15 protein-coding genes are annotated in these 13,297 nt (G+C 61.5%); all 15 read right to left on the reverse strand.

The window, feature by feature from the left end; all coding sequences use genetic code 11:
- Nucleotide 1 precedes the first annotated feature (1 nt).
- Entirely contained in the window at nucleotides 2–403 is a 402-nt protein-coding gene (locus WNE31_RS05515) for a DUF5333 domain-containing protein (protein WP_349978698.1), read from the reverse strand.
- A gap of 89 nt (nucleotides 404–492) precedes the next feature.
- Complete coding sequence (locus tag WNE31_RS05520) at nucleotides 493–870, reverse strand: hypothetical protein (protein WP_349978699.1); 378 nt, start codon at nucleotides 868–870, stop codon at nucleotides 493–495.
- An 11-nt stretch (nucleotides 871–881) separates the two neighbouring features.
- Nucleotides 882–2,177: an NADH-quinone oxidoreductase subunit NuoF gene (gene nuoF, locus WNE31_RS05525; protein ID WP_349978700.1), complete on the reverse strand. Its 1,296-nt coding sequence runs from the start codon at nucleotides 2,175–2,177 to the stop codon at nucleotides 882–884.
- A gap of 4 nt (nucleotides 2,178–2,181) precedes the next feature.
- The gene (locus WNE31_RS05530; RefSeq protein ID WP_349978701.1) at nucleotides 2,182–2,409 is read right to left on the reverse strand and encodes a DUF5337 domain-containing protein; all 228 of its coding nucleotides are present in this window, start codon (nucleotides 2,407–2,409) and stop codon (nucleotides 2,182–2,184) included.
- A gap of 3 nt (nucleotides 2,410–2,412) precedes the next feature.
- A complete protein-coding gene (locus tag WNE31_RS05535; RefSeq protein WP_349978702.1) occupies nucleotides 2,413–3,576 on the reverse strand; it encodes an NADH-quinone oxidoreductase subunit E in 1,164 nt (387 codons plus the stop codon).
- Entirely contained in the window at nucleotides 3,576–4,799 is a 1,224-nt protein-coding gene (locus WNE31_RS05540) for an NADH-quinone oxidoreductase subunit D (protein WP_349978913.1), read from the reverse strand. Before WNE31_RS05540 ends, WNE31_RS05535 begins: the two co-directional genes overlap by 1 nt.
- The gene (locus tag WNE31_RS05545; RefSeq protein ID WP_349978703.1) at nucleotides 4,799–5,407 is read right to left on the reverse strand and encodes an NADH-quinone oxidoreductase subunit C; all 609 of its coding nucleotides are present in this window, start codon (nucleotides 5,405–5,407) and stop codon (nucleotides 4,799–4,801) included. Before WNE31_RS05545 ends, WNE31_RS05540 begins: the two co-directional genes overlap by 1 nt.
- Nucleotides 5,404–5,928 carry a NuoB/complex I 20 kDa subunit family protein gene (locus WNE31_RS05550; protein WP_349978704.1) on the reverse strand — a complete coding sequence of 175 codons (525 nt, stop codon included), beginning with the start codon at nucleotides 5,926–5,928 and terminating at the stop codon, nucleotides 5,404–5,406. Before WNE31_RS05550 ends, WNE31_RS05545 begins: the two co-directional genes overlap by 4 nt.
- Complete coding sequence (locus tag WNE31_RS05555; RefSeq protein ID WP_349978705.1) at nucleotides 5,928–6,293, reverse strand: NADH-quinone oxidoreductase subunit A; 366 nt, start codon at nucleotides 6,291–6,293, stop codon at nucleotides 5,928–5,930. Before WNE31_RS05555 ends, WNE31_RS05550 begins: the two co-directional genes overlap by 1 nt.
- Before the next feature lie 514 nt (nucleotides 6,294–6,807).
- Complete coding sequence (locus WNE31_RS05560) at nucleotides 6,808–7,590, reverse strand: crotonase/enoyl-CoA hydratase family protein (protein ID WP_349978706.1); 783 nt, start codon at nucleotides 7,588–7,590, stop codon at nucleotides 6,808–6,810.
- Between the two features lie 66 nt (nucleotides 7,591–7,656).
- Nucleotides 7,657–8,514, reverse strand: a complete 858-nt coding sequence (locus WNE31_RS05565) for a hydroxymethylglutaryl-CoA lyase (protein WP_349978707.1) — start codon at nucleotides 8,512–8,514, stop codon at nucleotides 7,657–7,659.
- Nucleotides 8,507–9,166, reverse strand: coding sequence for a glutathione S-transferase family protein (locus tag WNE31_RS05570; protein ID WP_349978708.1), 660 nt, complete (start codon nucleotides 9,164–9,166; stop codon nucleotides 8,507–8,509). The genes WNE31_RS05565 and WNE31_RS05570 overlap by 8 nt, the downstream gene beginning before the upstream one ends.
- Nucleotides 9,163–11,115, reverse strand: coding sequence for an acetyl/propionyl/methylcrotonyl-CoA carboxylase subunit alpha (locus WNE31_RS05575; protein WP_349978709.1), 1,953 nt, complete (start codon nucleotides 11,113–11,115; stop codon nucleotides 9,163–9,165). The genes WNE31_RS05570 and WNE31_RS05575 overlap by 4 nt, the downstream gene beginning before the upstream one ends.
- The gene (locus WNE31_RS05580) at nucleotides 11,105–11,533 is read right to left on the reverse strand and encodes an ASCH domain-containing protein (protein ID WP_349978710.1); all 429 of its coding nucleotides are present in this window, start codon (nucleotides 11,531–11,533) and stop codon (nucleotides 11,105–11,107) included. Before WNE31_RS05580 ends, WNE31_RS05575 begins: the two co-directional genes overlap by 11 nt.
- A gap of 101 nt (nucleotides 11,534–11,634) precedes the next feature.
- A complete protein-coding gene (locus WNE31_RS05585) occupies nucleotides 11,635–13,239 on the reverse strand; it encodes a carboxyl transferase domain-containing protein (RefSeq protein ID WP_349978711.1) in 1,605 nt (534 codons plus the stop codon).
- Nucleotides 13,240–13,297: the final 58 nt, after the last annotated feature.

A 13,297-nucleotide genomic window follows, 5' to 3' on the forward strand; every position in this document is an offset into this window, starting at 1 on the left:
TCTACTTAGCCCTCAGAAGCGCGCCGATCGCGCTGTTCTTTGCAATTTCCGCGCGGCCAACCGCGCAGAAGGTTTCAGGTTGCCCATAGATGGCGCCCTTGGATTTGAGATAAGCCTCTCCCTTGGCGCGCATCCGCGCCTTTTGGGCGTCGGACTCGACATAAGCTTTGATCTCGCCATCCGTGTAGCCAAGATCATTGGCCACGGACCGCAACCGCCACGCATCGCCGATGGCTTTCATGCGGCGGGCCGAGATGCTGTCGCAGATCTCGCTGATCTCATAGGCCACGGCTGCGGCATAGAGCACGTTTTCGATCTGGGGCACATCGCTCATGGGCGGTTTGTCATCGGCCAGAACCGGACCGGCCAGCACCACGGCAGCGGCAAACAGGGATTTATTCATAACAGCACTCCTTACAGGATGCGCGGACTCATCCCGCGCAGACCCTGCAACAAGGGGGCTTGTGCCCTGTGTTATGCAATAACAACCCGTCATGTCTTGCAGATGCCCTCGAAAACCAGCCGGTCATTGTCAAACCGCAGGGTCTGTGGCTCGGCATCGGGGCCCGCGATCCAGTCGATCTTGGACGTGCCGAAATTCTCGATGCAATATTGCGTACCCTGATAGCGCCCCGCCTCTTTCGCCCCTTCGAGCGACTTCGACGGTTTGTTGACTTCAACCGTGAAATGCTGGCGCTTTTCCTTGGTCACGTAAGACGCCTTCGTGGTAAAAAAGACCCCGTCAAAGGCGATGTCGTTTTTCTTGCGCCGGTTTTCACAAGCCCCCACGGTCACAACCACGCCAAGCGCGGCCACGAACAGGACCGAACGCCGGGCTACGCCCGCAAAACCTTTATGAGATCCGTTCATCAGCATCGCCGTCACTCAGCCGCCATGGCCCCCATACGGCCGGTCTTGTTGGCCTTGATACGGTCCTCGATCTCTTCGCGGAAGTTGCGGATCAGGCCCTGGATTGGCCACGCGGCCGCGTCGCCAAGGGCGCAGATCGTATGACCCTCAACCTGTTTGGTGACATCGAAAAGCATGTCGATCTCTTCCAACTCGGCCTCGCCCTTCACAAGGCGGTCCATGACGCGCATCATCCAGCCGGTCCCTTCGCGACACGGCGTACACTGGCCACAGCTTTCGTGTTTGTAGAATTTGGACAGACGCCAGATTGCCTTGATGATGTCGGTCTGCTTGTCCATGACGATCACGGCGGCGGTCCCAAGAGACGAGCCGACTTCGCGCAGAGCGTCGAAATCCATGATCGCGTCTTTCATGTTTTCGCCACGCACACAGGGCACCGACGAACCACCGGGAATCACGGCCAGCAAATTGTCCCAGCCGCCACGGATGCCGCCGCAGTGTTTCTCGATCAGTTCCTCGAACGAGATCGACATGGCCTCTTCCACAACACAAGGGTTGTTCACATGGCCCGAGATGCCGAAAATCTTGGTGCCCGCGTTGTTCGGACGCCCGAAGGACGAGAACCACTCCGGCCCGCGCCGCAGGATGGTCGGCACAACCGCAATCGATTCCACGTTGTTCACCGTGGTCGGGCAGCCATAAAGACCCGCCCCAGCCGGGAAGGGCGGCTTCATGCGCGGCATGCCTTTCTTGCCCTCAAGGCTCTCCAACAGCGCGGTTTCCTCGCCGCAGATATAGGCCCCTGCCCCGTGATGCAGAAACAGGTCGAAATCCCAACCCGAGCCGGCGGCGTTTTTGCCCAGAAGGCCCGCGTCATAAGCTTCGTCAATCGCGGCCTGCAGCGCCTCGCGCTCGCGGATATATTCGCCGCGGATGTAGATATAGCAGGTATGCGCGTTCATCGCGAAAGACGCGATCAGGCAGCCTTCGATCAGCGTGTGCGGATCATGGCGCATGATTTCGCGGTCTTTACAGGTGCCGGGTTCGGATTCATCCGCGTTGACAACCAGATAGGCCGGACGCCCGTCGCTTTCCTTGGGCATGAACGACCATTTGAGACCGGTGGGAAAGCCCGCCCCGCCCCGCCCCCGCAGGCCGGACGCCTTCATCTGGTCGATGATCCAGTCACGTCCGTTCTGGATGATCTTTGCCGTGCCGTCCCAATGACCACGCGACCGCGCACCGGCGAGTGTGCGTTCGTGCATGCCATAAAGATTGGTAAAGATACGGTCCTGATCTTTCAGCATCTTCTCACCCTTGCGTTTCCCGGCGCGCACGCCAGATCTGAATTATGTTCACCAGCGCCCAGACAAGTGCCGCGATGGCGGCAAAATCAAACAGCAGCGCGTAGCGTCCGGGCAGACCGACCGATTTGCCGATCATCTGGGCCGCAATCCAGAGCAGCATGGCCCCGGCAATCACGAGGGCCACGATTCGCCCCCTGCGTGCCAGTTGCTGTTCTGTCGGCCCACCCGTCATGTTCTAGTCCTCGTAGACGTCACCCTTGGCGACGCGTTTCGAGAATTCCGTGTCTCCGCCCGACGCCAGTAGCTTGGCCTGTTCGACCCATCCGTCACGTTCGATCCGGCCCTTGAAGGACAGCTTGTCGTCCATCTCGGCAATGTCTTTGGCACCCCACGCCGCGATCTGGGCGAATGTGGTTACGCCTGCGGCGTTCAGCTTTTCTTCCAGCTTCGGACCAACGCCCTTCAGACGTTTGAGGTCATCCGGCCCCGCGTCCTGTGACGCGTCAGCTGCGTCAGACACGGGCACCACACCGGGCTCGGCATCGGCTTTAGGTTGTTCGGCGGGCGTTTCGGCGGACTTCTCGGGCGCCTTTTCCTTTTTCGCCTCTTCCGCCTGTTTCGCGGCAGGTTTGGCAGCGGCAGGCGCTTTCGGGGTCGGCTCGGCGGCCTCGCGACCTGCTACGGCGCCATCTTCCCCCAGCCACGGAGTCACCAGAGGCACTTCGGTGCCGTCAATCCGTTTGACCGTGTCGCCAATGTCGGTCGCCAACTGCGCCGAGGCGTTGTATTTCGCGTGGCCGCTGTCGAACTCGGTCAGCGTGGTCAGGCCCGACTTGGGTTCCGACGCAAACCGTCCGTTCATCGGACCGGGGGCCGGCACCTTGCCGGCGGCGAGGTCATCCAGCAACTGGGCAAAGCCCTCTGCGGTCATGTCCTCGTAATAATCCTTGCCGATCTGGGCCATGGGCGCGTTGGTGCAGGCGCCAAGGCATTCGACCTCTTCCCACGAGAACTTGCCATCCGCCGACAGAGTATGCGGCTTGTTCGCGATCTTTTCCTTACAAACCGCGATCAGGTCTTCGGCGCCACAGATCATGCAGGATGTGGTGCCGCAGATCTGGATATGCGCGACGGACCCGACCGGCTGCAGCTGGAACATGAAGTAGAACGACGCGACTTCCAGCACGCGGATATAGGCCATGCCCAGCATGTCGGCCACGGCTTCGATCGCGGGTTTGGACAGCCAGCCTTCCTGTTCCTGCGCCCGCCACAACAGCGGAATGACCGCAGATGCCTGACGGCCTTCGGGATACTTGGTGACTTGTGCCTCGGCCCAGGCCAGGTTGGCCGGGGTGAAAGCAAAGCTTTCGGGCTGTTCGGTGTGAAGACGGCGAAGCATTAGCGGTCAATATCCCCGAATACGATGTCCATGGTGCCGATGATGGCGGCGACGTCGGCCAGCTGGTGCCCGGTGGCGATGTGATCCATCGCCTGCAGGTGACGATAGCCGGCGCAGCTGATCTTGGCGCGGTAGGGTTTGTTGGTGCCATCCGCAACAAGGTAAACGCCGAATTCGCCTTTGGGGGCCTCGACGGCGGCATAGACCTCGCCCGCGGGCACGTGGAACCCTTCGGTGTAAAGCTTGAAGTGGTGGATCAGGCTTTCCATCGAGGTTTTCATCTCGCCGCGCTTTGGCGGGGTGATCTTGCCACGCGACAGCACGTCACCGGTGGCCTCGCGCAGTTTCACGATGGCCTGACGGATGATGCTGGTCGATTGGCGCATCTCTTCCATGCGCATCAGGTAGCGGTCGTAACAGTCGCCGTTCTTGCCCACAGGAATCTGGAACTCAAACTCGTTATAGCATTCATAGGGCTGCGCGCGGCGCAAATCCCATGCCAGCCCCGCCGAACGCGCCATGACGCCGGTAAAGCCCCATTGCAGCACGGTGTCGACATCAACGACACCGATATCCACGTTGCGCTGCTTGAAGATACGGTTCTCGGTCAGAAGCCCGTCGATATCATCCAGCATGGCCGGGAATTCGATGGCCCATTCCTCGATATCGTCGATCAACTGGTCGGGCAGGTCCTGATGAACGCCACCCGGGCGGAAATAGGCGGCGTGCATCCGCGCGCCACAGGCGCGTTCATAGAACACCATCAGCTTTTCACGCTCTTCAAAGCCCCACAGCGGCGGCGTCAATGCGCCAACATCCATGGCCTGTGTCGTTACGTTCAGAAGGTGGCTGAGGATACGGCCGATTTCCGAGAACAGCACCCGGATCAACTGGGCACGGCGCGGCACTTCGGTGCCGGTCAGCTTTTCGATGGCCAGACACCAGGAATGCTCCTGGTTCATCGGGGCCACGTAATCCAACCGGTCGAAATAGGGCAGATTCTGCAGGTAGGTCCGGCTTTCCATCAGCTTTTCGGTGCCACGGTGCAGCAGGCCAATATGCGGGTCGCAGCGTTCCACGATCTCGCCGTCCAGCTCCAGAACCAGCCGCAGTACGCCGTGCGCCGCAGGGTGCTGCGGGCCGAAGTTGATGTTGAAGTTACGAATCTTCTGCTCGCCGCTCTGGGCGTCGAGGCTGCCGTCGTCGAACTTGGAGCCGTCCATCATTTCGCCCCCTCTTTCTCGTCGCCCGGAAGGATGTATTCCGCCCCTTCCCACGGGCTCATGAAGTCGAACTGGCGATATTCCTGGGTCAGCGACACGGGTTCGTAAACCACGCGTTTCTCGGCCTCGTCATAGCGCACTTCGGTGTATCCGGTGGTCGGGAAATCCTTGCGCAGCGGATGGCCGCGGAACCCGTAATCCGTCAGCAGGCGGCGCAGGTCGGGGTGGTCGGCAAAGATGATGCCGAACATGTCGAAGGTTTCGCGCTCGTACCAGTTGGCGCTCGGGAAGACGCTGACCACAGAGGGCACGGTTTCGTCCTCGCGCAGGCTGACCCGCAGGCGGATGCGCTGGTTCTGGGTCATCGACAGCATGTGATAAACCACGTCGAACCGCTTGGGGCGTTCGGGGTAATCCACGCCGGTGATATCCAGCATCTGGGTGAACTTGCAGTTCGGGTCGGTTTTCAGGAACTCGACGAAGCCCATGATATTGGCGGGCGCCACGTCAATGTTCAACTCGCCATGGGTCACATCCCAGGCCAGCACGCAATCGGGCCGCTTCAATTCGATATGAAGGCCCAGTTCCTTGAGGGTGTCGTCGCTCATCGTTCGATCGTCCCGGTCCGGCGGATTTTACGTTGCAACTGCAGGATGCCATAAAGCAGCGCCTCGGCGGTTGGAGGGCAACCTGGCACATAGACATCGACCGGAACGATCCGGTCACAGCCACGCACAACGCTATAGGAATAGTGGTAATAGCCGCCGCCATTGGCGCAGGACCCCATCGAGATCACATAACGCGGCTCGGGCATCTGGTCATACACCTTGCGCAGCGCAGGCGCCATTTTGTTGGTCAGCGTACCAGCAACGATCATCACGTCCGACTGGCGCGGAGAGGCGCGGGGCGCGGTGCCAAACCGTTCAAGGTCATAGCGCGGCATCGAGGTCTGCATCATTTCCACGGCGCAACAGGCCAGACCAAAGGTCATCCAGTGCAACGAGCCCGTGCGGGCCCAGTTGATCATGTCCTCGGTCGTGGTCAGGATGAACCCCTTGTCCTGCAACTCGGCATTGAGCGCCTGTGTTGCGACTTCGCGGTCCGCACCAGCGGTGTTGGCTCCGGTCATCACTCCCATTCCAGGGCCCCCTTCTTCCATTCATAGGCAAAGCCGACGGTCAGAACGGCCAGGAATACCATCATCGACCAGAACCCCACCATCGACAGGTCCTGGAACGCCACCGCCCACGGGAACAGGAAGGCAATTTCGAGGTCGAAAATGATGAACAGGATCGAGACCAGATAGAACCGCACGTCGAATTTCATCCGCGCGTCATCAAAGGCGTTGAACCCGCATTCATAGGCGCTCACCTTTTCAGGGTCGGGATTTCGAACAGCAAGAACAACGGCAGCAAGGATGAGGACAAGGCCAAGAGCGATGGCGATGGCCAGAAAGATCACGATGGGAAGGTATTCTCTCAGCATCTCTTCCACGGGGTGGCTCCTTTCATGCGCGGTCGATACCGGCAGTCAAATAGCTGGATGTACGGGCTTTATGTACCTTTGCCCCATGCGGGGGTCAACTCGGACACACCACATTCATCTTTGTGAATTTATTCACTTTTTCCTTTGCTGGCAAAGGTATGTGCGGATCGGCAGTTCGTCTGCGGCAATAAGTCAGCAAGTTTATTTTCGCCCGCTTCTTGAAGTGAGGGACAAAACGACCCACATCGCGCGGCTTTCACCCCGCCCGATTCCGCGAAAAAGCCGCACCCGGGGTGTTGGGACGCCGTCTTTGACCTCAGAACACCCAAAATTCTTAAACTGATGATTAAATCCCTGACCGGCTCGGGGCGCATTTCGCATAAGGAGCACAGGCCTTTCCCTGTCTCCTCAATCACCCCAGATAGGTGCAAGATGGCGCGGGGGTGACGTCCTCGATCGCGGAATGCGCTTCTGCCCGAGGCGCGCCATCCTGCGCCATTTTTCCGAATTTTTTTCCGGTGGGTCAGGACACCCAATTGGCCTTGCGCTTTTCAAAGAAGGCCGAGATGCCCTCTTCGCTCTCCGGACTTTCCCAGCAGGCCAGCAACTGGTCGATCGTGTGATCGATCACCGCGTCGTCGATGGGCATCCCCAAAGTACGCGTTAGCGCCTTGGCCCGAGCCACCGCGCCGGGGGCACAGTTCAGATAGGGCGCGACCTCGGCCTCGACCGCGGCGTCCAGCTCTTCCGCAGGCACCGCCCGCGCCAGAAGGCCCAGCGTAACCGCCTCGTCCGCCTTGAACAGACGCGCCGACATGAACACGCGCCGCGCCATCGCTTCGCCCATGCGTGACACGACATAGGGGCCGATGGTTGCGGGGATCAAGCCCAGCTTGGTCTCGGTCAGCCCCATCAGTACGCTGTCGGCGCCGATGGTCACATCACAGACGCTGGCCATACCGACGCCGCCGCCAAAGGCATTGCCCTGTACGCGCCCGATCAGCGGCTTGGGCAGGGTGTTCAACGCCTGCAGCATCTCGGCCAGCTTGCGGGCTTCCTTGCCGCGCGTCACCGGATCCATGTCGCGCTGTTTCTGCATCCAGCCCAGATCACCGCCCGCACAAAAGGATTTCCCCGCGCCGGTCAGGATCACCACCCGCACCGTTTCATCCGCGGCCAGCTGCTCGGCAGCGGTCTTGATCTCGGTCAGCATCTCGCCCGACATGGCGTTGTGCTTTTCAGGCCGGTTGAGGGTTAGCGTCGCCACACCCCGGTCGTCTTTCTGAATGGTCACTGTTTCAAACATGTCTCTTCCCTCTTGCGGCCAGATGTTCAAGAAAATCTGTGCCCTGAAAATCTTCTAGAAGACTTTTCAATCCCCGTTGCGCATGGCCCGTGCCATTGCGGCGGCTTCGGCCAGAACCGTGTCATCCAGCCCCGTTTCATAGCCCAGCGCCACAAGGCGGGCATTGACGGCCTCGGTGGCGACATTGCCTGCCGCGCCGGGCGCATAGGGACATCCGCCAAGACCACCCACAGCCGCATCAAACACGCGCACGCCCTTGGCCAGCGACGCCTCGATATTCAGCAGCGCGCGCCCTGCCGTGTCATGATAATGCCCGGCCACCTTGTTGGCGGGCACCTCTTGAAGCACGGCATCCAGCATGGCCGAGATCGTCTCGGGCGTGCCCTGCCCGATCGTGTCGCCCAGAGAAATCTCGTAACAGCCCATATCCAAAAGGGCCTTGGCCACCTTGGCGACCTGTGCCGGGGGCGTTGGCCCGTCATAGGGGCAATCTGTCACGCAAGACACGTACCCCCGCACCGGAATGCCCGCCGCCTTACCCGCCTCGGCCACGGGCGCAAAGCGTTCCAGCGACTCGGCGATGGAGGCGTTGATATTGGCCTTCGAGAACCCTTCCGAGGCGGCGCCGAAAATGGCGATCTCGTCGGCCTTGGCCGCGACGGCGCCTTCAAACCCTTTCATGTTGGGGGTCAGGGCCGCATAGGACACGCCCGCTGCGCGCCTGATACCCGCCAGAACCTCGCCTGAATCCGCCATCTGCGGCACCCATTTGGGGCTGACGAAACTGGCCACCTCAATGCGTTTGAACCCTGCCCGGCTCAGACAATCGACCAGCGCGATTTTTTCGGCGGTAGGGATCAGGCGTTTTTCGTTCTGCAAGCCATCGCGTGGCCCCATCTCGAAAATCTCGACGAATTCAGCCATTGGGCACCTCGTAGAAGTCTTTCTTGTAGAATTCCTGTTCGCCATCCAGCGCGCGCGCCCGCTGATAGGCCGGACGGGCCTCGATCCGTTTCATATAGGCCTGTACGTTCGGGAACCTGTCCAGATGCACATAATAAGGTGCGGCAAACAGGTTGAAACCCAGCATCGTGTCCGCCGCCGAAAACCCCGAGGACAACAGCCATTCCTGCCGGTCCAGCTTGCCTTCCAGCGCCTTCAGCGTCGCGCCCAGTCGTGCAGCTTCAAGTTTCAATGTCACCGGTGAGGCCGGCGTCGGATCCCCCATGAAAAGGTGGTGCATGTTAAGCGATTGCAGCGCCGCCGCCTGCGTTTCCGCAAAGCCAAGCCATTCGAGGAACTGAACCCGCTCGGGGTCGCCGGGCAACCGGCCCAGCCCGTGTTCCGGGCGCGTTTCGGTCAGGTATTCGACGATCGCCGCGCTTTCGTAAATGGTGATCCCGTCAATCTCGAGCGCAGGCACGCGGCCCGCAGGCGAGATCGCCTTGAACTCACCCGCCCGCAGTGAGCCGTCGGTGATGGAGTACAGCGTCAGGTCGGCGCTCAGCCCCATCTCCTCCAGCAGCCAGAGAATACGGAAAGACCGCGAGAACGGAACGTGGTGCAGACGGATCATGCTGCGTCCTCTACCTCTTCCTCGACCAGCTGGATCAGGGCGGCACCCTCCTGCACCTGGTCGCCAGCCTGCGCGAGAACCTCGGCGACAATGCCGTCGCGGGCCGCGAGCAGCGAATGTTCCATCTTCATGGCTTCGAGAATGGCCAGACGATCCCCTTCTTTCACCTCTTGGCCTGCCTCGGCGAAGATCGCCTTGACCAGACCGGGCATCGGAGCAGAGATCACATTGCCCCCCGCTGCGGCGTCGCCCGCCACCATCAGCGGATCGTTGATGTCAAATTCAAGCCCGTAGCTGTCAAAGACGCTGACCTTGCCGGCCCCCACGGCGACCGGTGCCGCGCGTTTGCCGTCGAAATGCCAGCCGCCTGCAATCCGCGTGGCCTTGACCTCGGTTGTGCCGACCATGACGGTCGCCGCGTTGGGGCCATCCATCAGCACTTTGACCTCGTGCAACTCATCCTCGTGATGCAGGGTCACGGCGCGCGCCAGCGGCCCCCAGAGGTTGAAACCCACTTCGCCCGCCGCCGCGCCATCAAGGCCCAGCGCCGCCATCCCGGCCCAGGCCACCTGCGCAGGCGTTGGCGTGATGTCCTGCACCAGCATGTCAAGATCCCGCGCGATCAGGCCTGTATCGACCTCACCCGCCGAGAACCCGTCATGGGCGCACAGCGCGCCGAGGAAGGCAAGGTTGGTCACCGTGCCGCCCACCTCGGTTTCGGCCAGCGCCGTGCGCATCTTGGCAAGCGCCACCGCGCGGGTCGGACCGTAGGTGATGATCTTGGCAATCATAGGATCGTAGAACGGGCTGATCGTGTCCCCTGCCCGCACGCCGCTGTCCGAGCGCGCGAAATGCGGGAATTGCAGATGCGACAGGGTGCCGGTTGCAGGCAGGAAGCCCTTGGGCACGTCCTCGGCATAAAGGCGCACCTCGAAACTGTGGCCCGAAATGGTCAGGTCGTCCTGCCGCGCGGGCAGGCTTTCGCCCGCGGCGACGCGCAATTGCCACTCCACAAGGTCCACGCCGGTGATGGCTTCGGTGACGGGGTGTTCCACCTGCAGGCGGGTGTTCATCTCCATGAACCAGAACCCGTCGGTACGCAGCCCGTCCGAGCCGTCCACAATGAATTCCACCGTACCCGCGCCTTTATAGCCAATCGCCTCGGCCGCACGCACGCCCGCCATACCCATCGCTTCGCGCACATCGGCGGTCATGCCCGGGGCTGGGGCTTCCTCGATCACCTTCTGGTGGCGACGTTGCAGCGAACAATCCCGTTCAAACAGATGCACCGCATGGGTGCCGTCGCCAAAGACCTGCACCTCAATGTGGCGCGGCTGCTGGATGTATTTCTCGATCAACACATCGGGGTTGCCAAAGGCCGTGGTCGCTTCGCCCTGCGCGCTGGCCAGAGCGTCGGCAAAATGCTTGGGATCCTCGACCAGACGCATGCCTTTGCCGCCGCCACCGGCGACCGCCTTGATCAGCACCGGATAACCGATCTTTTCCGCCTCGGCGGCAAGGAAATCGGCGTCCTGATTGGCCCCGTGATAGCCGGGCACAACGGGCACGCCCGCCTCTTCCATCAATGCCTTGGCCGCATCTTTCAGACCCATCTTGCGGATCGCGTCTGCCGAAGGGCCGATAAACACCAGACCGGCCTTTTCCACCGCTTCCACAAAGTCGGGGTTTTCCGACAGGAAGCCATAGCCGGGATGGATCGCCTGCGCGCCGGTTTGCTGCGCGGCGGCAATGATCACATCCCCCTTGAGATAGCTTTCCGCCGGGGCCGATCCGCCGATATACACGGCCTCGTCCGCCATGGCGACATGTTTCGACAATGCATCCGCGTCCGAATAGACGGCCACGGTTTTCACGCCCATGTCACGGGCGGTTTCCATCACACGGCAGGCTATTTCACCGCGGTTTGCAATCAAGATCCTATTGAACATCTGTGTGGTCTCCTAAATCCTGCACCACTTCGAAGGTTTCCACCATCAGCGGCACATCCGGCGCGAACCGCCCGGCGCGGGTCAGCACGGCCTTGTATCCCCGTTTCCAGTCCTCGAGATCGCGGAACTCGCCCTGCGCGGCGACGCGATCTGCGGTCATCTCATCATAGCGCAGCTTTTCAACCTGCAAGGTCCGCACCGCCAGCGCCGCACGCCCCTGCCAATCCAGCGCAATATCCACGCGCCCGACAACCGGCAGCGCCTCGAGCCCGTCTTCGTAGACCGACCATGCCTCGCAGGTCATGGTCTTGGCCCCTGACCGCATCAGCGACAGGATTTCGGCATTCATCTCCGCACAGTCGCCGGGACGATAGCACTCGGCCCCTTCTAATAGCGCGCCTGCCTTTTCGCTTTCCATGTCATTCTCCAGATGCCGGTCTTCATCTTGCCCGAAATACTCCGGGGGTGTGGGGGCTGGCCCCCACGTATTTCGACGTGTGGGGGCTGGCCTGCATCGCCTTACATCCGGAAGACGCCGAACTTGGTTTCTTCAATCGGCGCACAGAGCGACGCCGAGAGTGAAAGGGCCAGCACGTCGCGGGTTTTGCGTGGGTCGATGACGCCGTCATCCCAGAGACGCGCCGAGGCATAGAGCGGATGGCTTTGGTGCTCGAACATGTCCAGCGTGGGCTGTTTGAAGGCGGCTTCCTCCTCGGTCGACCACTCCCCGCCCTGCCGTTCGATGGCGTCGCGTTTGACCGTGGCCAGAACGCCCGCCGCCTGTTCGCCGCCCATGACCGAGATCCTGCTGTTGGGCCAGGTCCACAGGAAGCGCGGGGAATAGGCGCGGCCCGCCATGCCATAGTTGCCCGCGCCAAACGAGCCGCCGACCAGCATGGTGATCTTCGGAACTTTGGCAGTGGCGACGGCAGTCACCATCTTGGCACCGTGGCGCGCGATACCTTCGCTTTCATATTTGCGGCCCACCATAAAGCCGGTGATGTTCTGCAGGAACACCAGCGGTATGCCGCGTTGGGCGCAAAGCTCGATGAAATGGGCACCTTTTACGGCGCTTTCCGAATAAAGCACACCATTGTTGGCCACGATCCCGACCGGGCAGCCTTTGACATGTGCAAAGCCGGTTACCAGCGTTTCGCCAAAGCGCGGCTTGAACTCGTCAAAGCGGCTGCCATCGACGGTGCGCGCAATCACTTCGCGGATATCATAGGGCGTGCGCAAGCCGGCGGGCACCACGCCAAGGATTTCCTCGGGGTCATAGGCCGGTTCTTCGGGTGATTGCCACTGCACTGTGGACGGCTTGCCCCGGTTGAGATGTTCAACCGCACGACGGGCCAGCGCCAGAGCGTGGGCATCATCTTCGGCCAGATAGTCTGCCACCCCGGACAGGCGGGTGTGCACGTCGCCACCGCCGAGGTCTTCGGCGCTGACCACTTCGCCCGTAGCGGCCTTGACCAGCGGCGGTCCGGCCAGGAAGATCGTGCCCTGTTCTTTGACGATGATGGTCACGTCCGACATGGCGGGCACATAGGCACCGCCCGCGGTACAGGAGCCCATGACCACGGCGATCTGCGGAATGCCCTTGGCCGACATATTGGCCTGATTATAGAAGATACGGCCAAAGTGATCGCGATCCGGGAACACCTCGTCCTGTTGCGGCAGGTTGGCCCCGCCCGAGTCGACCAGATAGATACAGGGCAGATGGCATTGTTCCGCGATTTCCTGCGCGCGCAGGTGCTTTTTCACGGTCATCGGGAAATATGTGCCGCCCTTCACGGTGGCGTCATTGCAGACCACCATGACCTCTTGCCCCGACACGCGGCCAATCCCGGCGATCACACCAGCCGCAGGGGCGGCGTTGTCATACATGTCATGCGCCGCCGTCGCCCCTACCTCGAGGAAAGGCGAGCCCGGGTCCAGCAGGTTCGCAACCCGTTCGCGCGGCAGCATCTTGCCCCGGCTAACATGGCGGTCACGGGCGCGTTCGCCGCCCCCCTGTGCAGCCATGGCTGCCGCCTCGGCGACAACGCCCAGCGCCTCGAGGTGCGCCGCGCGGTTCTGGCGGGCCTCTTCGCTGGTAGGTACAAATTTCGAGTCCAGTTTCATTGCCGGTTCTCCATTCCAGTTGGTGCCTTGACCGGGAGCGGGGACAAGACCCGCCGCC

Source organism: Shimia fortis (assembly GCF_040225985.1).
Classification (GTDB): domain Bacteria; phylum Pseudomonadota; class Alphaproteobacteria; order Rhodobacterales; family Rhodobacteraceae; genus Shimia.